Annotated in this window: 24 protein-coding genes and 3 tRNA genes; 6 read left to right on the top strand and 21 right to left on the bottom strand. The window is 52.3% G+C overall.

Translation table 11 applies throughout. The features are described 5' to 3' along the window. Window positions 1-70 precede the first annotated feature (70 nt). Entirely contained in the window at window positions 71-1,282 is a 1,212-nt protein-coding gene (tyrP, locus tag ACT3IC_RS17765; protein WP_473478431.1) for a tyrosine transporter TyrP, read from the top strand. 83 nt (window positions 1,283-1,365) lie between these two features. Here the strand turns inward: tyrP and ACT3IC_RS17760 are convergent, their stop codons facing one another. From ACT3IC_RS17760 to ACT3IC_RS17740, 5 genes are all read right to left on the bottom strand, one after another. Further along, window positions 1,366-2,034 carry a YecA/YgfB family protein gene (locus ACT3IC_RS17760; protein WP_103180111.1) on the bottom strand — a complete coding sequence of 223 codons (669 nt, stop codon included), beginning with the start codon at window positions 2,032-2,034 and terminating at the stop codon, window positions 1,366-1,368. 165 nt (window positions 2,035-2,199) lie between these two features. Continuing rightward, window positions 2,200-3,774 (bottom strand): phosphoethanolamine transferase family protein, encoded by a 1,575-nt coding sequence (locus ACT3IC_RS17755; protein WP_156654820.1) that lies wholly within the window; start codon window positions 3,772-3,774, stop codon window positions 2,200-2,202. A 283-nt stretch (window positions 3,775-4,057) separates the two neighbouring features. Beyond that, window positions 4,058-4,339, bottom strand: coding sequence for a heavy-metal-associated domain-containing protein (locus tag ACT3IC_RS17750; protein WP_103180113.1), 282 nt, complete (start codon window positions 4,337-4,339; stop codon window positions 4,058-4,060). After that, window positions 4,336-4,692, bottom strand: coding sequence for a mercuric transporter MerT family protein (locus tag ACT3IC_RS17745; RefSeq protein ID WP_156654822.1), 357 nt, complete (start codon window positions 4,690-4,692; stop codon window positions 4,336-4,338). Before ACT3IC_RS17745 ends, ACT3IC_RS17750 begins: the two co-directional genes overlap by 4 nt. Further along, a complete protein-coding gene (locus ACT3IC_RS17740) occupies window positions 4,670-5,812 on the bottom strand; it encodes a transglutaminase-like domain-containing protein (RefSeq protein WP_103180115.1) in 1,143 nt (380 codons plus the stop codon). Before ACT3IC_RS17740 ends, ACT3IC_RS17745 begins: the two co-directional genes overlap by 23 nt. 531 nt (window positions 5,813-6,343) lie before the next feature. Here ACT3IC_RS17740 and ACT3IC_RS17735 point away from each other — a divergent pair. From ACT3IC_RS17735 to ACT3IC_RS17720, 4 genes are all read left to right on the top strand, one after another. After that, window positions 6,344-7,327, top strand: coding sequence for a substrate-binding domain-containing protein (locus ACT3IC_RS17735; RefSeq protein WP_473478424.1), 984 nt, complete (start codon window positions 6,344-6,346; stop codon window positions 7,325-7,327). 72 nt (window positions 7,328-7,399) lie between these two features. Continuing rightward, window positions 7,400-8,881, top strand: a complete 1,482-nt coding sequence (locus tag ACT3IC_RS17730; RefSeq protein ID WP_263950561.1) for a sugar ABC transporter ATP-binding protein — start codon at window positions 7,400-7,402, stop codon at window positions 8,879-8,881. After that, entirely contained in the window at window positions 8,874-9,854 is a 981-nt protein-coding gene (locus ACT3IC_RS17725) for an ABC transporter permease (protein ID WP_473478421.1), read from the top strand. The genes ACT3IC_RS17730 and ACT3IC_RS17725 overlap by 8 nt, the downstream gene beginning before the upstream one ends. After that, complete coding sequence (locus ACT3IC_RS17720) at window positions 9,851-10,816, top strand: ABC transporter permease (RefSeq protein ID WP_103822432.1); 966 nt, start codon at window positions 9,851-9,853, stop codon at window positions 10,814-10,816. The genes ACT3IC_RS17725 and ACT3IC_RS17720 overlap by 4 nt, the downstream gene beginning before the upstream one ends. Window positions 10,817-10,822: 6 nt before the next feature. Here ACT3IC_RS17720 and ACT3IC_RS17715 read toward each other — a convergent pair whose 3' ends face one another. The 7 genes from ACT3IC_RS17715 to uvrY form a co-directional block, all read right to left on the bottom strand. Continuing rightward, window positions 10,823-11,005 (bottom strand): hypothetical protein, encoded by a 183-nt coding sequence (locus ACT3IC_RS17715; protein ID WP_103180120.1) that lies wholly within the window; start codon window positions 11,003-11,005, stop codon window positions 10,823-10,825. Between the two features lie 211 nt (window positions 11,006-11,216). Continuing rightward, window positions 11,217-11,303, bottom strand: a tRNA-Leu gene (locus ACT3IC_RS17710). Between the two features lie 12 nt (window positions 11,304-11,315). Then, window positions 11,316-11,389, bottom strand: a tRNA-Cys gene (locus tag ACT3IC_RS17705). 51 nt (window positions 11,390-11,440) lie between these two features. Further along, window positions 11,441-11,516 (bottom strand) — tRNA-Gly (locus ACT3IC_RS17700). A gap of 152 nt (window positions 11,517-11,668) precedes the next feature. Continuing rightward, a complete protein-coding gene (gene pgsA, locus ACT3IC_RS17695) occupies window positions 11,669-12,217 on the bottom strand; it encodes a CDP-diacylglycerol--glycerol-3-phosphate 3-phosphatidyltransferase (RefSeq protein WP_032612063.1) in 549 nt (182 codons plus the stop codon). Between the two features lie 56 nt (window positions 12,218-12,273). Continuing rightward, entirely contained in the window at window positions 12,274-14,106 is a 1,833-nt protein-coding gene (uvrC, locus tag ACT3IC_RS17690) for an excinuclease ABC subunit UvrC (protein WP_103180121.1), read from the bottom strand. Further along, on the bottom strand, window positions 14,103-14,759 hold the full coding sequence (uvrY, locus tag ACT3IC_RS17685; protein WP_103180122.1) for a UvrY/SirA/GacA family response regulator transcription factor: 657 nt from the start codon (window positions 14,757-14,759) through the stop codon (window positions 14,103-14,105). Before uvrY ends, uvrC begins: the two co-directional genes overlap by 4 nt. A 472-nt stretch (window positions 14,760-15,231) precedes the next feature. On the opposite strand from uvrY, the gene ACT3IC_RS17680 reads away from it, so the two are divergent. Then, window positions 15,232-15,456, top strand: coding sequence for a DUF2594 family protein (locus tag ACT3IC_RS17680; protein ID WP_103180123.1), 225 nt, complete (start codon window positions 15,232-15,234; stop codon window positions 15,454-15,456). A 66-nt stretch (window positions 15,457-15,522) separates the two neighbouring features. On the opposite strand, the gene sdiA is transcribed toward ACT3IC_RS17680, so the two are convergent. From sdiA to ACT3IC_RS17635, 9 genes are all read right to left on the bottom strand, one after another. Then, the gene (sdiA, locus tag ACT3IC_RS17675) at window positions 15,523-16,245 is read right to left on the bottom strand and encodes a transcriptional regulator SdiA (RefSeq protein WP_156654827.1); all 723 of its coding nucleotides are present in this window, start codon (window positions 16,243-16,245) and stop codon (window positions 15,523-15,525) included. Window positions 16,246-16,465: 220 nt separating this feature from the next. Then, window positions 16,466-17,218: an L-cystine ABC transporter ATP-binding protein TcyN gene (gene tcyN / locus ACT3IC_RS17670; protein WP_103180125.1), complete on the bottom strand. Its 753-nt coding sequence runs from the start codon at window positions 17,216-17,218 to the stop codon at window positions 16,466-16,468. After that, window positions 17,215-17,883 carry a cystine ABC transporter permease gene (gene tcyL / locus ACT3IC_RS17665; RefSeq protein ID WP_103180126.1) on the bottom strand — a complete coding sequence of 223 codons (669 nt, stop codon included), beginning with the start codon at window positions 17,881-17,883 and terminating at the stop codon, window positions 17,215-17,217. The genes tcyN and tcyL overlap by 4 nt, the downstream gene beginning before the upstream one ends. A gap of 21 nt (window positions 17,884-17,904) precedes the next feature. Continuing rightward, a complete protein-coding gene (gene dcyD, locus ACT3IC_RS17660) occupies window positions 17,905-18,891 on the bottom strand; it encodes a D-cysteine desulfhydrase (RefSeq protein ID WP_103180127.1) in 987 nt (328 codons plus the stop codon). Between the two features lie 105 nt (window positions 18,892-18,996). Continuing rightward, complete coding sequence (gene tcyJ / locus ACT3IC_RS17655; protein ID WP_473478412.1) at window positions 18,997-19,797, bottom strand: cystine ABC transporter substrate-binding protein; 801 nt, start codon at window positions 19,795-19,797, stop codon at window positions 18,997-18,999. Between the two features lie 88 nt (window positions 19,798-19,885). After that, on the bottom strand, window positions 19,886-20,437 hold the full coding sequence (gene fliZ, locus ACT3IC_RS17650) for a flagella biosynthesis regulatory protein FliZ (RefSeq protein WP_473478409.1): 552 nt from the start codon (window positions 20,435-20,437) through the stop codon (window positions 19,886-19,888). Between the two features lie 55 nt (window positions 20,438-20,492). Next, window positions 20,493-21,212, bottom strand: coding sequence for an RNA polymerase sigma factor FliA (fliA, locus tag ACT3IC_RS17645; RefSeq protein ID WP_039030897.1), 720 nt, complete (start codon window positions 21,210-21,212; stop codon window positions 20,493-20,495). Window positions 21,213-21,420: 208 nt separating this feature from the next. Next, the gene (gene fliB, locus ACT3IC_RS17640; RefSeq protein ID WP_473478406.1) at window positions 21,421-22,626 is read right to left on the bottom strand and encodes a flagellin lysine-N-methylase; all 1,206 of its coding nucleotides are present in this window, start codon (window positions 22,624-22,626) and stop codon (window positions 21,421-21,423) included. A 76-nt stretch (window positions 22,627-22,702) separates the two neighbouring features. Next, the gene (locus ACT3IC_RS17635) at window positions 22,703-24,274 is read right to left on the bottom strand and encodes a flagellin N-terminal helical domain-containing protein (protein WP_473478403.1); all 1,572 of its coding nucleotides are present in this window, start codon (window positions 24,272-24,274) and stop codon (window positions 22,703-22,705) included. Window positions 24,275-24,282: the final 8 nt, after the last annotated feature.

The raw sequence follows: 24,282 nt of genomic DNA, 5'->3' as shown, positions 1-24,282 counted from the left end.
CGAGTCCGTTCTTTTCCCTTACTCTGCGCCGCAGATTTTGTCGTCGTGTCGTAGGGTTTTAGAGGAAAACGTGAAGAACAGAACGCTGGGTAGTATTTTTATCGTCGCCGGAACGACGATTGGCGCCGGGATGCTGGCGATGCCGCTGGCGGCGGCAGGTGTCGGTTTTGGCGTTACGCTGGTGTTACTGGGCGTACTGTGGGCACTGATGTGTTACACCGCCCTGCTGCTGCTCGAAGTGTATCAACACGTTCCAGCCGATACCGGGCTGGGATCGCTGGCCGGGCGTTATCTGGGGCGATTCGGCCAGTGGATCGCCGGCTTTAGCATGATGTTCCTGATGTATGCCCTGACGGCAGCCTACATCAGCGGCGCCGGGGAGTTAATCGCCTCCAGCGTCAATGACGGGTTCAACGCTGATATCTCTCCCGCCACAGGGGTGATCTTATTTACCCTGATTGGTGGGGGCGTGGTCTGCGTGGGCACGTCGCTGGTCGATCTGTTCAACCGCCTCCTGTTCTCGGCAAAAATAGTCTTCCTGGTGGTGATGCTGGCCCTGCTGGTCCCGCACATTCATAAGGTCAACTTACTGACGCTGCCGCTGGAGAAAGGGCTGGCACTGTCGGCTATACCGGTCATTTTTACTTCGTTTGGTTTTCACGGCAGCGTGCCGAGCATTGTCAGCTATATGAATGGCAACGTGCGCAAGCTGCGCTGGATCTTTATCACTGGCAGCGCCATTCCGCTGGTGGCTTACATCTTCTGGCAGCTGGTCACCCTCGGCAGTATCAACTCGTCGAGCTTCATGGGAATGCTGGCAAACCATAGTGAGCTGAACGGGCTGTTGCAGGCCGTACGCGAAGTGGTTGCCTCGCCGCACGTTGAGCTGGCGGTGCATCTCTTTGCCGACCTCGCCCTGGCGACCTCGTTCCTGGGAGTGGCGCTGGGTCTGTTCGACTACCTCGCCGACCTGTTCCAGCGCAGCCGCACGTTCAGCGGACGTATCCAGACCGGGGCGATCACCTTTCTGCCGCCGCTGGCCTTCGCCCTGTTCTACCCACGGGGTTTTGTGATGGCGCTGGGATACGCGGGCGTGGCGCTGGCGGTGCTGGCGCTGCTGCTGCCCTCTCTGCTGGTCTGGCAAAGCCGTAAGCATCATCCTGAAGGGAACTACCGGGTACCAGGCGGTAAGCCTGTGCTCTGTCTGGTCTTCGCCTGCGGGATCGCGATAATCCTGGTGCAGTTCGGGATTACGGCGGGGTTGCTGCCAGAGGTGGGATAGCGTGCAATGATCCCGGGTGGCGCTGCGCTTACCCGGCCTACGAATAGTGTAGGCCCGCGCAAGCGAAACGCCGCCGGGCGCTGTTAATGCAGACAGCAGTTCTTGAATTTCTTGCCGCTGCCGCACGGACAGGGATCGTTGCGTCCCACTTTGGTGCCGTTGATCACCGGCTGCTGAGTAACCGGCTCTTGCGGGTTGGCAATCCAGTAGTTATACAGACGCAGCGCTGCCGGACGAATCCCCTCGATGCTCTGCTGGAACTCCTCTTCACTGAAGGAATCCAGGCGCTCAAAGTTCTCTTCGGAGCCGTGCAGGGCAATTAAATCCAGATCGGCACGCAGTGACTCCGGCAGGGATGACCAGTCGGTCAGCGCCACGCCGCGCATATAGCCGAAGCACCACTCTTCCACCACGGTATAGGTTTCACCGTCGACATCGTTCATGCCGAACATCGGTTCAAACTGATCCGGGTAGTCGCTCAGGCGTTCGGCGATATCGTTCATATGCTTGAAGCAGAGATCGATAAAGCGGTTCATCTCGCGCTCGTTCTTCCAGCGCGGAATGTTCTTTTCACCGCCCCACACCGCCACCAGCCAGCGGTCCGGCTCCACCACCACGGGGCCGGAAAGCACCGCGGTCAACATACCGTCGAGTTCTGAGACATCCATAACGGACTCGTCATCATGACCGTAGGTCATTAAGGTCTCTTCCAGCCACTCCATTTCGGTTTCGTTTAACGGACCTTCAGTCATGGGTCAATCTCCTGCAGAATAGAATGGCGTGCAGGGTAACACAGAAACGGTTCTCTTCCCTGTTTATCCGCGGTCTTAGCTGGTGCAAAAAAGGTTAAATCATGACCGTTGCACCGGGTATCTGTTTTGCTGTTAATGAGATGGACGGAGCGTAACCGGCGCCCCCTACGGGTGGAAATCGTCCGGCAACTGCGCGAAATCTACTTTCTGCATCTTAAAGTTGGTCACCCAGGCGCTGCCCGCCTCCTGTTCCGAGACAAATGCGTATTTCGGCGTCAGCTCCTTCGCCTGAATGCCGGTCCATACCGAGAAGAAATCGAGAAAATCATTGGCGGAACGCCGGGCTTTGATCAGGCGGTGCTCTTTATCGTCACTCGATACGATCATAAACGGCACCTGGTAGTTTTGCTGCCAGGCATCACCGTGAGCCATATATTGCCCGCCGGTCAGACGGGCTTTATAGGTCAGACCGTGATCGGAAAAGTAGACCATCGAGAAACTGTCGCCAGTGTTCTGCAATTGCTGATAAAGCTGTTTTAACAGGGTATCGGTCTGGGTGATGCTGTAGATATAACAGGAGGTCTCTTTCGACTGCACAAACTCGGCGTATTTCCCCTGGGTGCGTTCGCAGGCCTGCGGATGGGAACCCATCAGGTGCAGGACAATCAGTCGCGTTTGTATACGCGGGGTTGAGAGCACCTGCTGGGTCATCTGCAGTAAGGCTTCGTCCCGAGGATTACTCTCGTCTTCGTAATACCCCTTTCTGAGAAACTGCACCTCATCGGCCCGCTTCGCAATACTGGCAATGGCGGTATCGTACTCGCCAATCTGCCCCTGATTGGAGAACCACCAGGTCTGAAATCCGGCGCGATTCGCCAGCGTGACAACGTTATTTTGATACTCCGGCGTATCACCACTCACCCGGCTCAGGGAGTACCCCAGCGAGGTTTGGGTGGAGGCGCTGGCGGCAATGTAATCGGTAAACAGGATTCCCTTCACCGAGCTGGCGAACGGCGTATTATTCCACTGCCCGCCAAAGGCACCCAGCGCATCCCGGCGTGCGCTTTCACCGATCACCATCACGTAGTTATGGTAGCGGGGCTTCACCGCCAGAACGGTCCAGTTGTCCTTCACTTTGGCCAGCTCCAGCATGCGGGCTTTCTCCGTAACCACTTCCCGATTGTTGATCACCACATCTTTTACAAAGCGGAACACCGGATACCCCACGTCCATCAGGGTAAAGTGCCCCCAGTAAACCAGGTTTTTCAGGGGGGTTAAAAAGAAACAGAGGACGCTAAAGGCCAGACAGAGCATATCGAAACGGCGCCAGCCCTGTTTGGGCATAATCTTACGCCGGAGTGCAATGAGGCCTAATGTCAGAATAATGAATGACACCAGGTAGCTGTGCCACGGAAATATCGTCAGGATCTCGACGGACTCATTAAAATTGGTGGAATGTAATGCTAACAGCGTATTGAAATTTGGCGCGCCATACGCTTGCTGAAAAGGAAAGTAGATCGCAGCCAGCAGACTGCACAGGATAATAACGCCTTTTTGCAGGCGAGGGGTGATTCGCCAGAGCACTAACAGCACGCAGCAAAATGCCACCGTATAGATTGCGCTGAATGAGTAGCCGAAAGAGTAATTTATTAGTACCGACTGAAGAAAATAAAAGGCGATCCAGGGATTGAGCGTAATATCGCGGATCCAGAGGGTATATTTGCTGGCTGTTATATTCATATTTACCATCACCCAAAATATAGTGTAAAAACGCTGAGAGCAAGGAGCGCTCCACCGCCGATAAAGAAAAGGCATGGATAAAAAGGATCGTTTTATGGAGAAACTTATCAAAAGATAGAGCGGACGAACGGGAAGATCAACGTTTCGTAACAATATATTTATAAAACTGAAGGCGTATCATCATTAATTATTCATAATTGTCTGAAATAACGCCTTTCCCTCATCCAGGGAAAGGCAAAAATACATTAAACAACAATTAATCCATCATGAGTTCGTATTATATTTACAGCTTTTCAATATGATTGAGCGTCGCCGTATAACCTGTTTTCGCCACCGCCTGTAATAATGTCTCGACAGGAAAACCTTCCGCGACGATAACGTCGGTTTGTCGGGTCTTTAATGACGCTTTCGCTTTCACTACCCCTTCGGTTTCCCGCAGCGCCTGGTTAACCGAAATGACGCACAGCGAACAGGTCATGCCCTGAACATCCAGCACCACTTTTTGATTCGCCGCCTGGGCAAACAGCGGAAGCAGCAGACACGCGCTTATTAACAGTCGTTTCATTCCATCACCTCATAAACCCAGGTCACCACCGTGGGGTAGAACAGCACCAGCAGCAGCACCGGCAGCGTGAGCCAGAACAGCAGACGCATCTGCCCCAGGGTTAAACGCCCGGTACACCACAGCCTTTTTGAAAAATAGAGCCGCCAGAACACCCGCAGCATCAGCCCGAGGGAGAGCACAATCATCGGCAGGCGCAGGAACTCAAGCTGGCTGAGCCCGGCAAACCCCGCCGCCGAGATGCCAAAGAGCAGGTAGAGCAGCGGACCGACGCAGCAGAGCCCGGCGGTAACGGCAGCCGCGGCTGCCGTCAGCAGGGTAAGGCCTGCCCCCTTAGCGTTGTTCGGTTGAGACATAGTGGTAAGTGAACACCTTTGGATCGTAGAAATTGAGTGGATCGCCGTCCACCTCGGCATAGGGGTAGCCAAAGTTATTTACCGCCCCCTGCTCCGTCGCCGGATAGAGCTCAAAATCGCGCCCATAGTTGAAGCCCACCCAGTTCATCTCCCAGTTGCCAAAGAGGTAAGCATTCACCGCCTGCACATCGGGATCCTGATGGGCTTTTTTCTCCGCCAGACGCATTTTGGTGACGTCCGCCGGGTCACACGGCAGCCAGCCGTAACCGGCCAGATAAAACTCCGCGCGGCAGTGCTGTCCGCCGCTGACATCGGCCACGCCCGCGCTATCGGCTTTGCCGAAGGCGCTGGCGGAGTAGCGCTCCAGTTTGTTGGCTCTGCCCAGACGGATGCCGAACAGTTCCCGCGCCGGGATCCCGCTGGCGCGCGCCAGCGCCACAAACACCGAGCTGATGTCGGTGCATTTGCCACTGAGCTTGCCGCTTTGCAGAATGGTCGCCACGTCGCCGGTGCCACAGCCAATGACGTCGTTATCGCGTTCCATATGGCTGCTGACCCATTCGTAAATGAGGCGCGCTTTCTTCAGTGGATCGGTTTCGCCGCCGGTAATTTTTTGCGCCGTTTCGCGCACCAGGCCATCAACCGGTGTGTGCGTTGTTGGCAGCAGGTATGGCTTCACCGCCAGCGGATAAACAATCTGTTCCGGTGCCTGCCAGTTTTTCAGCGCGTCATGTTTCAGCGGCTCCCAGTCCGCCGTTTCGATCTCAAGATCGAGCTGAAGCAGCAAATCGCCTTCACTTTTTGGCCAGGTTGCGAACAGGGTTTTCGCGCCATAAGCGTTGTTGGTGGTGACATAGGCCTGCTGATAGTTGCCGGTAAACGCCATGCCGGTCATCTGCTGAAAGGCAGTATCCACCGGAAGCGGGATCCACAGCTTCACGACGCCGCTGGAGCCCTGCGGCGGCACCAGTTTATAGGTTTGCGACAAGACAAAGCGGCGGCGCATCACCGGCGCTATGGGCGCCAGGCTGGTTTTTACCGTCTCGCTGGCCAGAGCCGGGCCTACTAAACCTGCGGCAGAAAGAAGAACGCTATTTTTAAGAAATTGTCGACGCTGCATGGCTATCTGTCCCTTGAAAATGAGTCTGGCGACGGCAAAACGGGCCGACAGCACAGAGGTTCATCACAGCAGACAGGCGCTGGCGCGAAGCGATGGGATTTATTCATCAATAACAGACCTGTTAACTGTGAATGATAAAAATTTTGGAGACGGTATTAGGCGCTTTTCAGCGCCGGTTGTACAGGCTTGAAGTCAAAAAAAGCGGCAGTTTCTCTCAAACGCGCCAGACGGTTGCTTCAGCCCGGCGGATGGCGCAGTAAGCCGAATAAGTGATGGAAATCCCAAAACGGAGTATTGGCAAAATAGTCCATGCGATAAGCCAGTAGTTCCATAACATCATAAATATGAAAACCCTACTGTTAATTCTTTTAAACCAGCGGAGCTAACTTGCTATTTCCCCTGGCTTTATCCGGGATAAAGTCTGCGAGGAAAGGATTATTATCACCTAATATTAAAACGCACACGGGTAGGTCAAACAGCGAAACAACGTTATCACTATCATTTATTTTCACCACCATTCAGAGGTATGAGATGAGTAAAATGTGCTTAACAAAATTACTGTCGGCTAGTTTGCTCGGATTGATGGTCTTTTCCACTTCCGCAATGGCGAAAGAAATTGAAGTGGTAAATATTTCAAAAATAGATGGCATGCCCTGGTTTAATCGTATGGGGGAAGGTGTCACCAAAGCCGGCAGCGACCTCGGTATTAAAGCCTCTCAGGTAGGCCCTTCCAGCACTGATGCCCCGCAGCAGGTAAAAATTATTGAGGACTTAATCGCGAAAAAAGTATCGGCGATCGGGATTGTTCCCAATGATGCCGATGTGCTCGAGCCGGTATTTAAAAAGGCGCGGGATGCTGGCATCGTGGTATTAACCAACGAATCTCCCGGACAACCGAGCGCCAACTGGGACGTTGAAATTATTGATAACAAAAAATTTGCCGCCGATAACGTTGAAGAGATGGCCAAAGCCATGGGCGGTAAAGGAGGCTATGTTATTTATGTCGGCAGTCTGACCGTGCCGCAACATAACCTGTGGGCGGACTTGTTCGTTAAATATCAGAAAGAGCACTACCCGGATATGCATGAAGTCACCAGCCGTATGCCGGTGGCCGAGAATATCGACGATGCCCGCCGGACGACCATCGACCTGATGAAAGCTCACCCCGACCTGAAAGGGATTGTCTCCTTTGGCTCTCAGGGACCCATTGGCGCGGGCCGCGCGGTGAAAGAGAAACGGGCGAAAGGCAAAGTGTTCGTTTACGGCATGATGATCCCCTCTCAGGCCGCTTCCCTGATTAAGAGCGGTGATATCGCCATGGGCATCACCTACGACCCTGCCTCTGCGGGTTACGCCATTACCGCCGTGGCCGACAAGGTTCTGAAGGGAGAAGAGATTACTCAGGGTCTTGAGATCCCCAATCTCGGTAAAGCGGATGTGGATACCGAAAAACGCATCATCAAATTCCACAAAGTCCTGCGCGTGACGAAAGAAAATATCGACAGTCTGTATTAACCCGTTGGTTCTGCACGCCCTGCTGCGATCGTCGCAATACGGGCGTGCTGTGTGAGCCCCTGAGAGGTAATAATGGAGCCGTTTATTTCACTGGGTCATATCAGCAAAACGTTCTACGGTGTGAAAGCGCTGGATAACATCGCCCTGACGCTATTTCCCGGGGAGGTTCACTGTCTGGCCGGGCAGAACGGATGCGGTAAATCGACGCTGATTAAAATTATTTCTGGCGTCTATAAACCCGATCCCGGCTTTCAGATCGTCATTGACGGTAAGCCCCGCTCCCACCTCTCCCCCATCGACTCGGTGAAAGCCGGAATACAGGTTATTTATCAGGATCTCTCCCTGTTCCCGAACCTCACCGTGGCGGAAAACATCGCGATCCACCAGCATCACCATAATCTGCTGGTGAATAAGAGCGAGATCCATCGCATCGCCGCGCGCACCGTGAAAAGCATTGAGGCGGAGCTGGATCTGGATGCCAATGTAGAATCCCTGCCCATTGCCCAGCGTCAGATTGTGGCGATCTGCCGGGCGCTGGCCCAGGAAGCCAGGCTGATTATTATGGATGAGCCCACCGCCTCTCTCACCATGCAGGAGGTAAAAGGACTGCTGCGGGTGATTGGCGATTTAAAGAAAAGAAACATTTGCGTCGTGTTTGTCAGCCACCGTCTGGATGAAGTGCTCTCTATTTCCGACCGTATCAGCGTGCTCAAAAATGGCACCCTGGTTGGCACCTGGCCTGCCAGCGACATCAATAATAAAAAACTCGCTTTCCTGATGACCGGTAAAGAGTTTTCGTATGCGTTATTACCGCCGATAGAAAAACTTGGCGACGTAGCGCTGAGCGTTAAGAACCTCACTAAGCATCACCAATACAAGAACATCTCATTTCAGGTGCATCAGGGTGAGATCCTCGCCATTACCGGATTACTCGGTGCGGGCAGAACAGAGCTTTGCCTGAGCCTGTTTGGGCTCACGCAGCCTGACTCCGGGGAGATAGTGCTGGCAGGCAAAGCGGTGCGCTTCGCCAGCAACCGGGATGCGATCAATGCCGGGATTGGCTATGTCTCTGAAGACCGGATGAGTACCGGCCTGGTGATGGAACAGTCCATCAACGACAACATTATCTCTACCGTGCTTCGACGGCTGAAAACCCCCTTTAAATTGTTAGACAGAGCCAAAGCGGACCGCGTTGTCGCCGATTTAGTCGGGCAGCTGAGCATTAAAATTGGCAGCGTCAATCTGCCGGTCAATACCCTCTCCGGGGGCAACGCCCAGCGTGTGGCGATAGCCAAATGGCTGGCGATCAATCCCAGGGTGCTGATCCTCGACTCCCCCACCGTCGGGGTGGACATTGCCAATAAAGCGGGGATCTATCAAATCATCTCTGCCCTGTCGCGCCAGGGGATCGCGGTGCTGATGATCACCGATGAGATCGATGAAGCCTACTTTAACAGTCATCGCATTTTAGTCATGCGCAAGGGTGAGATCGTCGCGGAACTCCTCCCGGAAAAGACCTCGGAAGCCGCGCTGGCGGAGGTGGTCAATGGTTAATAAATTCGGGATCAAAACCCACGAGCTGTTTTTAGGCCTGACCATTCTGGTGATTGGCGGCTATCTGTCGTTTGCCAGCAGCGATTTCCTGACGCTCGGCAATATCTACGATCTAATCAATAACTACGCCATGCTCACCATTCTGGCCTGCGGCTTGTTTATTGTGCTGATTTCCGGCGGGATCGATATCTCCTTTCCCGCCATGACCATCATTTCACAGTACGTGATGGTGACGCTGATTCAGGGTACCACCGGAAACTTTGCCCTCGCGTTTGCGCTGGCCGGGGGGCTGGGATTGCTGCTCGGGTTGATCAACGCCACGCTGGTCAACCGGCTCAACGTGCCTTCCATCATTATCACCATCTCAACCCTGAATATTTTTTACGGCCTGCTGCTCTACCTGACCAAAGGCGTCTGGCTCTACAGCTATCCTGAGTGGTTTGAAGAGGGGATGATGCTATTCAAATTCACCGCCGCAGATGGCTACGATTATGGCTTAAGCCTGCCGATCCTCACCCTGCTGGCGGTGGTGGCGTTAACCGGCTTCATCATGAATAAAACCAGCGTCGGGCGGATGATTTATGCCATGGGCGGCAACCGGGAGGCGGCCTCCCGCATGGGATTTGGCATCTTTAAAATGCAGCTGTTTGTCTATGGCTACATGGGGCTGATGTCCGGGGTGGCAGGCGTAGTGCAATCCGCGACCGTCTTAACCGTCGCGCCCGACTCCCTGCTGGGCTACGAACTGACGGTACTCGCCGCCGTGGTGTTAGGCGGAACCAGTATCGTCGGCGGGCGCGGCACCTTACTCGGCACCCTGTTAGGGGTGATTTTACTCGCCGTGTTGCAGAACGGTCTTAACCTGTTAGGGATCTCTTCGTACTGGCATACGGTCGTTACCGGGGTGGTGATCGTCACCAGTATCAGTATGACGGCATGGAGTCAGCGTAAAGGTCAGGGAGTCATAGTATGAGCGCCAACAAAACCCAGGATCGCGTCGAGATTTACCTGAGCGTGTTAATCGCGGTGGTGGTGATCGCGTTCAGCTTCCTGATACCCTCGGTCTTCTGGTCAGCCGCTAACTTCCAGTCCATTGCCTCGCAAATGCCGATCCTCGGCGTGCTGGCCCTCGCGATGGCGGTGACGATCCTCACCGGGGGGATCAACCTGTCCATCATCGCCACCATGAACGCCTGCGGGCTGGTGATGGCCTGGGTCGCTACCCATTATCCTCCAACCTTCAGCAGCATGCTGCTGGTGATTGCCGCCGGGTTAGTCATGGCCCTGGCGATCGGTTCGGTGATTGGATTTTTGGTTGCCGTGGTGCGGGTCTCGCCGATTTTAGCCACCCTTGGGATCATGACCCTGCTGAAAGGCATTAATATCCTCATCTCCAAAGGTTCGGCGATCTCTAACTTCCCGGACTATATTCTGGTGATTAACAGCACCAACATCCTCGGCATCCCGCTGCCGCTGCTGGTCTTTCTGGCGGTGGTGGTCGTACTGTGGGTGATCCTCGAAAAATCCGCCTTCGGGCGCACCCTCTACCTGATCGGCTCTAACGAGCAGGCGACCCACTACTCCGGGATTAACACCCGTAAAACCCTCATCTGGGTCTATGTGCTCTCCTCGGTGCTGTGCGTGATCGCCGCCCTGCTGATGATGTCGAAACTCAATTCAGCCAAGGCCTCTTACGGTGAATCTTATCTGCTGGTGTCGATTCTGGCGGCTGTACTGGGCGGGGTAAATCCGGATGGAGGCTTCGGTAAAGTCTTTGGCATGGTGATGGCGCTGATCCTGCTCCAGATGCTGGAGAGCGGCCTCAATATTCTGGGCGTGAGCAGCTACATCACCATGGCTCTGTGGGGCGGTTTGCTGTTAGCGTTTATTTTCCTGAAAGGGGCGCAGATCTCGCGTCTGTTTGGTAAACCCTGATTGCCGCTAATTGTGCTCGCTGCGCCGGTTGGTGTGGTCGTCACTGCGCTGTTTGCCCTGATCATCATCCTGCTTATCATGGCGGATGGGATGGCCGTGGCTGTCATAGATGATATCGTCATCGCCCGCAGCCCAGGCGCATGATGCAGCGAATGTCACTAACGCGGTAATCAAGGTCAGTTTGTTCATTTTGAACCTCTCGCGAAATGGTCGTTATTAGCGAGTACTACCTTTTTACAGAATAGTTATCCGTAACGCGAAGCTGGTCGTAAAGAAAGGTGATTAATTCCGGTGAATACGAGGAAAGTTTGAGAGGGCGATGAAATTTCAGGCACAAAAAAACCACCTTTCGGTGGTTTCACGACACTGCTTATTGCTTTGATTATTCTTGTCTTTCCCATGGTAGCCGGAGTGGGACTTGAACCCACACAGCGCGAACGCCGAGGGATTTTAAATCCCTTGTGTCTACCGATTCCACCATCCGGCCTCGGGAAGAAAGTGGAGGCGCGTTCCGGAGTCGAACCGGACTAGACGGATTTGCAATCCGCTACATAACCGCTTTGCTAACGCGCCTTAAATCTTTTGTCTTACGACTGACACCCGCTATTGCGCATGTCTTAAATTTGGAGCGGGAAACGAGACTCGAACTCGCGACCCCGACCTTGGCAAGGTCGTGCTCTACCAACTGAGCTATTCCCGCATTTATCAAGTCATTATGCTAATCACTTGATTTTGCTATCGACTAACGGGCCGTGCCGTCGTTCGATGCGTTGCATTCTACTTACCTGACGTTTTGAGTCAACGTTAATTTTCGCAAGGATAGATCGTTTGCTGAAAATTGCGCCGAAACGATCACTGATCAAGCAAATCCCCACGCGCGGCGTTCAAATATTGCAACATTGACCACAGCGTCAGCACCGCCGCGACCATAAACAGGCCAATACCCGCCCACTCTACCCACTCGTTTGGACGCCACAGCATCCATACCAGCGCCGCCATCTGCGCGGTGGTTTTGACCTTACCGATCCAGGAGACGGCCACGCTGCTGCGTTTACCCAGCTCCGCCATCCACTCGCGCAGGGCAGAGATAATAATCTCACGGGCAATCATGGTTGCCGCAGGCAGTGTGACCCACCAGCTGTGATAGTGCTCAACCACCAGCACCATGGCGATGGCCACCATCACCTTGTCAGCCACCGGGTCGAGAAACGCGCCGAAACGGGTGCTTTGATTCCAGCGACGCGCCAGGTAGCCGTCGAACCAGTCAGTGACTGCCGCAACAAAAAAGATAAGTGCACATGCGAAAGGCGCCCAGACAAATGGCAGATAAAACGCCAGTACGAAGAAAGGAATGAGAACGACGCGGAAAAGCGTCAGCAATGTAGGGATATTTAATCGCATAGTGACGGTAACTGTTTGTTGTCAGTAATTATTAGCCCTATGTTGCTACAGAGCCCTCAATGTTTCAACGAGTAGTAGATCTTTTCTGCCAGCCCTTGCGAAATACCTGGCACTTTTGCAATTTCCTCTACGCTGGCGTTGAGTAATCCTTGCAAACCGCCCATATATTTCAGCAACATCTGGCGACGTTTTGGCCCGACCCCTTCGATCGTTTCCAGAGTGCTGGTATTTTTCACCTTTGCCCGTTTTTTACGGTGACCGCTAATGGCGTGATCGTGCGACTCATCGCGAATATGCTGGATCACATGGAGCGCAGGCGAGTCCGGCGGCAGGCTAAAGCCCTCCCCTTCCGGCTCAAGGAACAGCGTCTCCAGCCCGGCTTTACGATCGGTGCCTTTCGCCACGCCCAGCAGCAGCGGATGATGCTTATCCCAGCTTACGTCCAGTTCAGCAAAAACGGATTTTGCCTGGGCGAGCTGGCCTTTACCACCATCAATCAGGATAAGGTCCGGGATCTTACTCTCTTCAATAGCTTTACCATAGCGACGGCGCAGCACCTGGTTCATGGCTGCGTAATCGTCACCGGGAGTGATATCCGTAATGTTGTAGCGCCGGTACTCCGCCCGCAGCGGTCCGTTAGCATCGAATACCACACAGGAGGCCACCGTCTGCTCCCCCATCGTGTGGCTGATGTCGAAACACTCCATCCGTTTCACTTCCGGCAGCTTAAGCACGGTTGCCAGCGCGATAAGACGCTGATGGACAGTCGACTGCTGCGACAGTTTAGTAGTCAATGCCGTTGCCGCATTGGTGCGCGCCAGCTTGAGGTAGCGGGCACGATCGCCGCGCGGTTTAGTCTGGACGTTAACCCGGCGTCCCGCCAGCTCCGACAGCGAATCTGACAGCAGCGTTTTATCGCTGAGATTAAAATCGAGCAAAATTTCCGACGGCAGGGTTCGCATCTGGCTGCCCTGCAAATAGAACTGGCCGACAAAGGTCTCGACGACTTCACCCAGTTCGGTACCGCCCGGCACTTTCGGGAAATAGCTGCGGCTGCCCAGCACCTTACCCTGGCGGATAAAGAGCACATGCACGCAGGCCATGCCCGCATCAAACGACACGCCAATCACGTCCAGGTCATCGCCGGTATTAGAGACAAACTGTTTTTCCGTGACCCGTCGTACCGCCTGGATCTGATCGCGGATCCGCGCCGCCTCTTCAAAGTTCAGCGCCTGGCTGGCCTTCTCCATACGGGCGATAAGCTGGTTCAGCACCTGATCGTCTTTACCGGCCAGGAACAGGCGCACATATTCTACCTGCTGTGCGTACTCCTCTTCGCTGACCAGCCCTTCCACACAGGGCCCGAGGCAACGACCAATCTGATACTGCAGACAAGGGCGAGAGCGGTTGCGATAGACGCTGTTTTCGCACTGGCGAATCGGGAATATCTTCTGCAGCAGCGCCAGCGTTTCCCGCACGGCGTAGCCGTTAGGGAACGGGCCGAAATACTCACCTTTCGCATGTTTGGCACCGCGATGGGTAGCCAGACGTGGATGGGTATCGCTGCTGAGAAAAATAAACGGGTAGGATTTGTCATCGCGCAGCAGCACGTTATAACGCGGCTGGTAGAGCTTGATGTAGTTATGCTCCAGCAACAGCGCTTCGGTCTCTGTGTGGGTCACAGTGACGTCGATCTGCTGGATCTGAGCGACCAGCGCTTCAGTTTTGCGGGAGGCAAGATTGCTGCGGAAATAGCTGGAAAGACGCTTCTTAAGATCTTTCGCTTTACCGACGTAGATAACCGTCCCGCCTGCGTCATACATCCGGTAGACGCCTGGCTGGCTGGTGACGGTTTTCAGGAAAGCACTGGAATCAAACACTTCACTCACTGACTAATTAGGGTCTCGGCATTGCACAGACCATGACGGATGGCCAGGTGAGTGAGTTCGACATCGCCATGAATGTTCAGCTTACTGAACATACGGTAGCGGTAGCTGTTCACCGTTTTTGGGCTGAGATTAAGCTGCTCAGAGATCTCATTCACCTTCTGGCCTTTGGTAATCATCAGCATAATCTGCAATTCGCGCTCAGACAAACTGGCAAACGGTGATTCGGTCTTTTCTGGTTCAATCTGGCTGAGCGCCATTTGCTGCGCGATATCAGAAGCGATATAGCGCTGCCCGGAATAGACAGAACGGATAGCATTAACCACTTCCTGAGGGGCTGCGCCCTTGCTCAGGTAGCCCGCGGCGCCCGCCTGCATCACTTTTGCAGGAAGAGGATTTTCAGTGTGAACCGTCAGCATGATCACTTTGGTATCAACCCAGGCGCGCGCGATTTTACGCGTTGCTTCAAGGCCGCCAATACCGGGCATGTTCATGTCCATCAGGACAACATCAGCACTATTCGTCCGGCACCATTTGACGGCATCTTCACCGCAGCAGGCCTCGCCAGCAACTTTTATACCTTTAATATCTTCAAGAATGCGTCGTATCCCTGCGCGCACCAGTTCGTGGTCATCAACAAGAAGGACGTTGATCAAAGGAAATTCTCCAGAATAGGGATAACGCTACAGACAGTTAATTCGGCTCATATTAACGTTTTTTATCGCAAACTGAAAACGTTAAAAAATGCAGGCCTTCGTTATAACTCTCTTTTTTGGAAATTAACTTGTACATCAACTGGAAACGGAAGCCTTGCGCCATGCGGCTTAGGCAACATTTTTTAGGCTAATGTTTTCAAAAATTTACAGATTTTAGAGGCTATTTTTTTATTGTTAAAATACCACACGTAATTTTGTAACAATAATTAACCTGTTAACTACCTTAGTTAAACAATTACCCTGCGCTTAACGCCTTAAAAGTGTAGGGCGAACGGTCATTCAATTAAATAACCAAACCGGCTAAAAGTACAAAAAACAAGCACTGCGTTTTTTTTTAAGGCTTGTGGTATACTCCGCCGCCTTGAACTTTGAACTATGCGCTCAAGCGCCGTTTTTATCATGAGGAAAATAAATGAGCACACCTGATTTTGCCACTGCTGAGAATAATCAAGAACTGGCACAGGAAGTCTCCTGTCTGAAATCTCTGTTGACCCTGATGCTGCAGGCAATGGGCCAGGCGGATGCCGGTCGTGTGATCATTAAGATGGAACGCCAGATTGCGCAGATGGAAGACCAGGCTCAGGCTGAGGTATTTTCCAGCACCGTTAAGCAAATCAAGCAAGCTTACCGTCAATAAAACAAAAACGGCTGAAAGCAGTGCATTCAGCCGTTTACTCGTCTGCCACGCAGAACTGAAGTGTAGTCAGATAATGCCCGTCGCTGCCGCATAGCAGGCTATTTGCGTTTTATTCGGCGCATTGAATTTCTTCTGCATATTCTTCTGGTGGAAGTTCACCGTGTTTTCAGAGATAGAGAGAATAATCGCTATTTCTGCTGAGGTTTTGCCTTCCGCTGTCCATTTCAGGATCTCCTTTTCGCGCTTGCTGAATTTCATCTCGGGTGGCATCACCATTTCATGCTCCAGGCGTAGCAGCGTGGTCAAGGCCATGTGCACCAGCATTTGCAGACGCAACTCAACCACTTCATTCGCCATCATATTAACCGACAGGCTGGTGCTGGAGACCGACAGGAACCCCATCGCATGATTAGGCAGCATCAGACACTGGGTGATCCCTTTGCGCAGGCCGTGGTCGCGCGCGCCGTCCCATAAGGATTGCGCTTCGGCGAATAAGGCATCGTTCCAGGGTAAGTGCCCGTGGACGAAATTCTCGGGTTTAAGCACAGGATCGATGGTGAAATAATTTTCCGCCAGATAGTGCGCCATCCACTGTTGCGGATAGGTTGAATGCACCGAGACTTTCGGTCGGGTAAACGGTACCGGATGACGGACGCAGAGAGCAAAATACTCATAACCCAGGTTCTGAGTTTGACGCTGAAGTTCGGGATATACCTCGCTGGCGGATGTCATCTCCTGAAAACGGAGATAGCACTCCCGTCGCCATGTAAAAAAGTCTAAATCCTTCATACCAAGTGAATGAAGCCCCTGTAAAGATAATCATTATTATGATTTCTTAAATTAACACATAAATCTTATTTATATGTATAAAATATCGACCCTGAGGTAATTATCTACAGATTTTATGCACTTAGGGGGTTTGTGGCGGGATAAAATCGCGGGACCATTCATTTCAGGGATGAATATTTTGCTCCGGAGATTAATTCCGGAGCAATTAAAAGCAAATATGCTATTGCATCAGGAATTTCTCAAGGAATTGCCGGGTACGGGGCTGCTGAGGATCGGCAAACAGCGCTTTCGCCGGCCCCTGCTCCACAATACGTCCCTGATCCATAAAAATCGCCCTGTCTGCCACATCCCGGGCAAAGCTCATCTCATGGGTGACAATGACCATAGTACGTTTCTCCTGTGCCAGCTGGCGAATGGCATTCAGCACCTCCCCCACCAGCTCCGGATCCAGGGCTGAGGTCGGTTCATCAAACAGGATCACATCAGGACGCATTGCCAGCGCGCGGGCAATCGCCACACGCTGCTGCTGTCCACCGGAGAGACGGCGCGGGTAACTGCCCTCTTTCCCGGAAAGCCCCACTTTTGCCAGTAACTCCCGGGCACGGGCTGTGGCCTCCTCTTTGGGTTCGCCTTTGACAATTACCGGCCCTTCAATAATGTTTTCCAGCACCGTGCGATGGGGAAACAGATTGAAGCTCTGGAAGACAAAGCCGACGTGCTGACGCAGACGACGAATCAGCCCCTTTTGCTGACCCAGCGACTTACCGGTATCAATGGTGATATCACCCACGCGAATGGTGCCGGCTTCCGGATGCTCCAGCAGGTTGATACTGCGCAGCAGCGTGGTTTTACCGGACCCGCTGGGCCCGATAATCGCCACCACTTCGCCCTCCTGCACTTCCAGGTCGATACCGTGCAGCACCGTCTGGCCGTGAAATTTCTTCACCAGGTTTTTAACGTCGATAGCACTCATTTCGGATCACGCTCCTGGCGGTTAAGCTGGTTTTCAAAATAGTTTTGCAGCGCGGACAGCACGGTTGCCATGATCCAGTAGATCAGCGAGGCAGCCAGATACATGGTAAAGACCTCCAGCGTGCGCGAGGTGATCAGCTGCGCCTGGCGGAACAGCTCCGGCACCTGAATGGTGGCCGCCAGCGAGGTGTCTTTTACCAGACTGATAAAGCTGTTGCTGAGCGGTGGCAGGGCCACGCGCGCGGCCTGCGGCAGGATGGCCCGGCGCAGGGTCTGCCACGGCGTCATCCCGATACTGGCTGCAGCTTCCCACTGGCCTTTGTCGATGGAGGAGATGGCTGCACGCAGGGTTTCCGCCGCATAGGCAGCAGTATTAAGCGACAGGCCGATCATTGCCGCCGGGATGGGATCCAGCTCAATACCAAATTGCGGCAGGCCGTAGTAAATCATGAACAGCTGGGCAATTAGCGGCGTGCCGCGGAAGATGGAAATATAAAAACGCGCCAGCCAGCGCACGGGCAGCAGAGGCGACATGCGCATCAACGCCAGCACAAAGCCCAGCACCAGACCGAAAAACATCCCGCCAATACTCAGCTGCAGCGTAAATACGGCGCCTTTCAGCAGGAAGGGCAACGAATCAATCACCAGTTGGATACTTTCTTGCATTATGATTTTTCTGCCTGTGATTTACACATGAGGATGGTAGGCAAAGAGAGCGGGCGCCCCGCCAGTATGAATAAACAGAATCGGGCCTTCATCTTTAAAGCGTTTCCGTTCGATTCCGTCAATAAGCCCGGCCATAGCTTTGCCGGTATAGACCGGATCCAGCAAAATCCCTTCAAGACGCGCCAGCAGTTTCACCGCCTCGGTCCCCTCATCATTAGGCGTGCCGTAGCCCGGCGCGAAATAGTCATCCCACAGCACGATATCCGCCTTTGCGCTCACCTCCAGCTGCTGTGCCACCGCCTGTTGCAACGACACTACCTTCGGTTTTTGATCGGCTACGCTGCGCGATACGGTGACGCCAATCAGTTCAACCTCCGGCATCAGCTGCTCAAGCCCGACCGCCAGCCCGGCATGGGTGCCTGCACTGCCGGAGGCCACCACCACCGAGGAGAGACCGACCGTGCCCTCACACTGCTGGGCAATCTCCAGGGCGCTTTCGACGTAGCCCAGCGCACCCAGCGCATTCGAACCGCCAACCGGGATCACATACGGGCGAAAACCCTGGGCTTCAACGCGGGTCGCCAGCGCATTCAGCTGCGCCACGGGATCGGTCAGCGCATCGCACATCTCTATCTGTACATTGAACAGATCCAGCAGTAGACGGTTACCGTTGCTGAGATAATTTTCCGCCTTTGTGCCAATCGGGTTTTCCAGCAGGGCGATACAGTGCAGCCCCAGCTTTGCCGCGACGGCAGCGGTCTGGCGAACATGGTTCGACTGGATAGCGCCTGCGGTGATCAGCGTGTCGGCCCCTTCACGCAGCGCATCCGCCGCGAGGAACTCCAGCTTGCGCAGTTTGTTGCCCCCCATTGCTATGGGCGTCACGTCATCACGTTTGATAAGGATGTCGCGCCCCAGGTAATCCGATAAGCGCGGCAAATACTCCAGCGGCGTCGGCGCGCCGATAAACTCCAGGCGCGGAAAACGCGTCAGGTTCTGTAATGACATGAAAACCTCCATAACCCTGTCTAAGTCTGATTTTTTTATTATGCACGTTGATGGCGAGGAAATAAAAAAGGCGCTTATCAAAGCGCCTTTTTTTCAGTCAACTGCTTACTTTGTGACGTCTGCCCCGAACCATTTTTCGGAGAGCGCCTTCAGGCTGCCGTCTTTCTGCATCTCGGCAATGGCACCGTCAACAGCTTTGACCAGATCCTCGTTGCCTTTGCGGATCGCAACGCCCGCTTCCTGACGGGAGAAGGCATCACCGGCTACGGCCAAAGTGTTGTTGGTCTTATTCACCAGATCCAGCGCCGCCAGGCGGTCAACCAGAATGGCATCAATACGGCCTACGCGCAGATCCTGGTATTTGGTCGGGTCGTCGTCATAGGTGCGGATATCAACGCCCTGCACGTTCTGGCGCAGCCACTCTTCGTAGTTGGTCCCCAGACCGACGCCCACTTTTTTATCTTTCAGGTCGGCAGCAGATTTAATGGAGCCTTCGTTACCTTTTTTCACCAGCGCCTGGATACCGGAGACGGTATACGGGGTGGAGAAGTCATACTTTTTCTTACGTTCGTCAGAGATGGTGACCTGGTTAATCACCACATCAATACGTTTTGAGTCCAGCGAGGCCAGCATGCCGTCCCATTTGGTCGGCTTCAGCGACGCTTTAACACCGAGGTGTTTTGCCAGCTCTTCAGCAAACTCCACCTCAAAACCGGTCAGTTTACCGTCGTCACCCTGGAAGCTGAACGGAGGGTAGGTTCCTTCCAGCCCAACCAGCAGCGTGCCGCGCTCTTTAACTTTGTTTAAAAGACCCTCTGCAGCGAAGGTCTTGACGCTCATACCCGCAACCAGCGCAACGGCCATTACACCCATCAGCGCCTGACGACCCAGAAGTGCAAATTTCATACATACCCCGATATGATTGGAATTTTGGTTGTAGTGTAGGGCGTTCGGCCGCAAGGTCAAACACGACTGCGCTACATGTTATTCATTTTTAATATATATCAGAAGTTGTTTCGCGGTGGACTTTCTGCTTCACCGCCATCGGCATTTGCGACCTGTATTGCGCATATTTGCGCAGCGCGATCCGGTAGTTGTTGGTGCTGGTCGCAGGCAGCCACGGTTCAAGATTTTCATCCAGATAACCGTTGGTCAGAAGCTCACGGGAAATATTCAGCGAGGTCAGATGCTGGCCAAGACGACGCAGACGCACAACATACTCGCGCACCGTTCCGTGACTCATCTCTGTCTGTTCAAACAGGAACTGCTTGAAGCCAATAATATCGAAAAAGTCGCTCTGCTCTTTACAGTGCAGGTCGCCACAAAAACGACATAACGCCACCCACTCCTGCTGCTCTTGCTGCCAGCCGGCTTCATCCAGCAGGGTATCGAGACGGGAGATCGCGATTTTATTGACGATCTCTCCACGACGGACCAGCGTGATGCGGTCAAGCAATTTATGGCAATGGGCGCAATGCGTCTGGCTGTGTTTAAAGTCTTTCAGGTAGCGGCTTAATGGCCGTCTTTTAGATTGCTGCACCGTCATGATAACTCCTGGTTGTCAATACGTTGTGCGGCACTTAACGGGTGACAAGGATCACCTATAACTTACCCAGCTTGGTACGTAAGCGTTTAATGGCCTGGCTGTGCAGCTGGCTAACCCGCGACTCCCCCACTTCCAGCACGGCACCAATCTCCTTGAGATTGAGCTCTTCCTGGTAATAAAGGGTCAGCACCAGTTGTTCGCGTTCTGGTAAAGCTTCAATAGCTTCCATTACGCGCTGGCGTACGTTGCCTTCCATTAACTGGTGCAACGGGTTTTCCTGCTGATGATCGTCCGTCACCAGTTCAATGCTATCGCCATGCTCTTCGCGCCACTCATCATAAGAGAAGAGCTGGCTGTTGTTGGTATCGAGCAACATCTGACGGTAGTCGGCAGTAGTGATCCCCAGACGATCCGCAACTTCGGTTTCCGTCGCGTTACGTCCAAGCTCCTGTTCCAGCTGCCCCATCGCTTGCGCTACTTCGCGTGCATTGCGGCGAACGCTGCGCGGCACCCAATCCCGGCTGCGCAGTTCATCCAGCATCGCACCACGAATACGCTGTACTGCGTAAGTCGTAAATGCCGTTCCTTGCAGAGCGTCGTATCGGTCAACTGCATTCAGTAACCCGATCCCGCCCGCTTGTAGCAGATCGTCCAGTTCCACACTCGCTGGCAGACGTACCTGAAGCCGCAATGCTTCATGACGCACCAGCGGAACATAACGCTGCCACAGCGAGTGTTTATCCATTACACCTTCAGCGGTATAGAGTGAATTCACGATAAACAGCCCTGCGTTAGTTGAGTTATCGGCATGATTATCCGATTCTGGAGGGGTTTTAATCGTGTGAATAGGGGGGGGAATGGGGGGTTATTTGACTTTTGTAAGCTATAAATGCCTTGTCATGATGCTAATATTTTTTATTTTTACTTTATTATCAATAATTTAAATAAGTGACGGCAAAGTGTACTTTTTGCCGTCCGGAAGATTACGCCAGAAGGTGAATCATGGAAATATCATCCCCTAACCTCACGCTCTCGATGTGGCGATAAAAGGCATCTGTCACCGCTTTATTATGCTGACTAAGAGAGTGGAAACTGTAAACAATATTTGTAAGATCTTCGATGTCTGCATGCCCACGTTCCTGAACGCAAGCAGACATAAGCATTTTGATAAAATAATATTCTGCCACAATCATATAGAGTGCGCGCAAAGGTGGAACGTTAGTTTGGTTAGGGAAATTATTTTGCCATAATTTGTATAAAATAAAATTCTTGATTGCGAATTCACTGCCCTTCATTGTAGGGATAACTTGTTTTTGCCATATTTTTTCAAGCCCGCTTATTTTTTCTTCAACACTATAATCTTGGTCCGAAAATATTTGACGCAATAAACATTCAATAAAGGAAGTTATAACTGAACTTCCTCGTGCTTTAGGAACATTACAAAGATAGTCCTGCATTAACATCAATAATGATGATTTAATCCTAACATCAGGTTTTATAGATGCCAGCTCTGCACGCATTTCACCGGTTTGTAGTTTTTCTGACAAGGATGTGTAAATCCTCTCAATTTCTGGCAGATTATCGTCATTGATGTCTTCATAGTTTTCGATAAAAACCAAGAAATTAATAATAGCATAAAGCGCTGATTCAACATCTGAATCCACGCTATCCGCCAAGTTCAAGCAGATGACACTGAGCAACTTGCTTTGCGATGTAAAAACAGGAGCATTGTTAAAATTTCTCTGCATTTTAATTTTCTCATTTAAGCGCATTGCATCAGCGTTTTTAAAAATGAGAGAGGCAACCTCGGGACATGAAATATTTAGAGAATTATGTTCTTCAGTTCTATACAACCGGTTGATGCGCGGAAAAACTGAGCAAGTATGACTCAATGCTTGAGAGCCTAGATACTTTTGTACCGTGCATAGCTTCGCTTTATCTAAATAAGGGCAATTTCCTGTCTGCTGTTCAAATTTTATGATTCCCCATGCCTTAGGGCTATGCTTAACAAGTTGAATGCTCTCTTCAGCAATAGTGCGGATCTTAATATCTTTACTAGCTATGTATTTTTTAACCGTATGTTTATCAAGCCAAATATTCCAGTCTTTACAACAATGATCCCTGCATGCCCCCGCTGAGCATTTAAACTCTTGAAAAAAAGCAGGTTCACTAATTCTTATTTCTCTCATTTGATACACTCCAGTCGAAAAAAGGCAGCTTTCGCTGCCTTGATTATCGTGTAATCGCTGAGAATCAATCCTTCGATTAACGCAGCAGAGACAGCACGTTCTGAGTGGTTTGGTTGGCCTGAGCCAGAACAGAAGTACCGGCCTGCTGCAGAATCTGCGCACGGGACATATTGGAAACTTCAGTTGCGTAATCAGCATCTTCAATACGGCTACGTGCGGAAGACAGATTATTTACGGTGTTACCGAGGTTTGTGATAGCAGAATCAAAACGGTTCTGCACCGCACCCAGAGAACTGCGCAGTTTGTCAACTTTAGCCAGAGCTTCATCCAGCTTAGCCAACGGGTTAGTGGTTGCTAATGCTTTCAGATCAGTTGCGCTGATTTCAGTGCCTTTAGTCGCAGTGGTCCCAGTGATGGTCGCACCGTAGATTTTATCATCTTCACGCATGATGGCCTGAGCGGTACCATCGCTCTTAACAGCATATTCCACCGCTTTACCATTCGGATCTGTGATTACAGCAGTATTGCCGGTAGCGGTATCAACATTGACTGCCAAATAGGTACCATCGGAGTTTTTAGCTGCAAAGGCACCCGCAACAGCAGCACCGTTAGCATCTAGAACTTGATGCACATCCAGGTTCTTACCACCGAAGTAAACAGACATAGGTGAATCGTTATATGCCAACGCCTTACCTGTTTTGCCAGCAGCCAAATCGACAGATTTAGCAACGCCGCCATCGTCAACAAATGCGGTTACACGACCACCAAAGTTAGCCAATTGTACATCGTTGCCATCAACTTGTACTTTGTCATAGCCAGTGCCATTTTGTTTCAGGAGGGTAAATTCGCCACCTGCTGCGTTACCATCTTGACCAACAAAATAAGTCTGACCTTCTACCTGAACTTGGTATACTTTAGTCGCAGTTGTACCAGTTACATCAGTAGTATCACCTGTGTCTGTCGCGTTTGCACCGAAGTATGCAGCAGCAGTTGCACTAGTATAGTTAGCACCAAATGCATCCACAGCGCCAACTTTACCATCAGCGGCGTTTACCTGAGTCAGTGCAGGTGCAGCTTCGCTTTTCAAGGCTACAGAGGTAGACACAGGTACTTTGCCTGGCGCTACGCTGAAGCTATCCAGTCCTAAAGTTTTTGCATCAATTTTGTCCAGTTTGATTTCGATGGTTTCGCCATCATTAGCACCAACCTGAATTTTCATTGTCTGATCAGAAGCCAGAACTTTCACACCGTTGAACTGAGTCTGACCAGAAACGCGGTCAATTTCGCTCAGACGCTGAGTGATTTCGTCTTGAATGGAGTTCAGGTCAGAATCAGAGTTAGTACCGTTGGTAGCCTGAACGGCCAGTTCACGAACACGCTGCAGGTTGTTGTTAATTTCAGACAACGCACCTTCTGTAGTTTGTGCAACAGAAATACCGTCGTTGGCGTTACGGGAAGCCTGAGTCAGGCCCTTGATATTAGACGTGAAGCGGTTAGCAATCGCCTGGCCAGCAGCATCGTCTTTCGCGCTGTTGATACGAAGACCAGAGGACAGACGCTCGATAGCAGAGCTCAGGGAAGACTGAGATTTGTTCAGGTTGTTTTGGGTCAACAGCGACAGGCTGTTAGTATTGATGACTTGTGCCATGATCTTTT

The sequence above is a fragment of the Leclercia sp. GHBNCSD genome (assembly GCF_055805075.1).
Note: the sequence above shows the minus strand (reverse complement) of the source record. Positions and strands in the feature narration are given on the sequence as shown.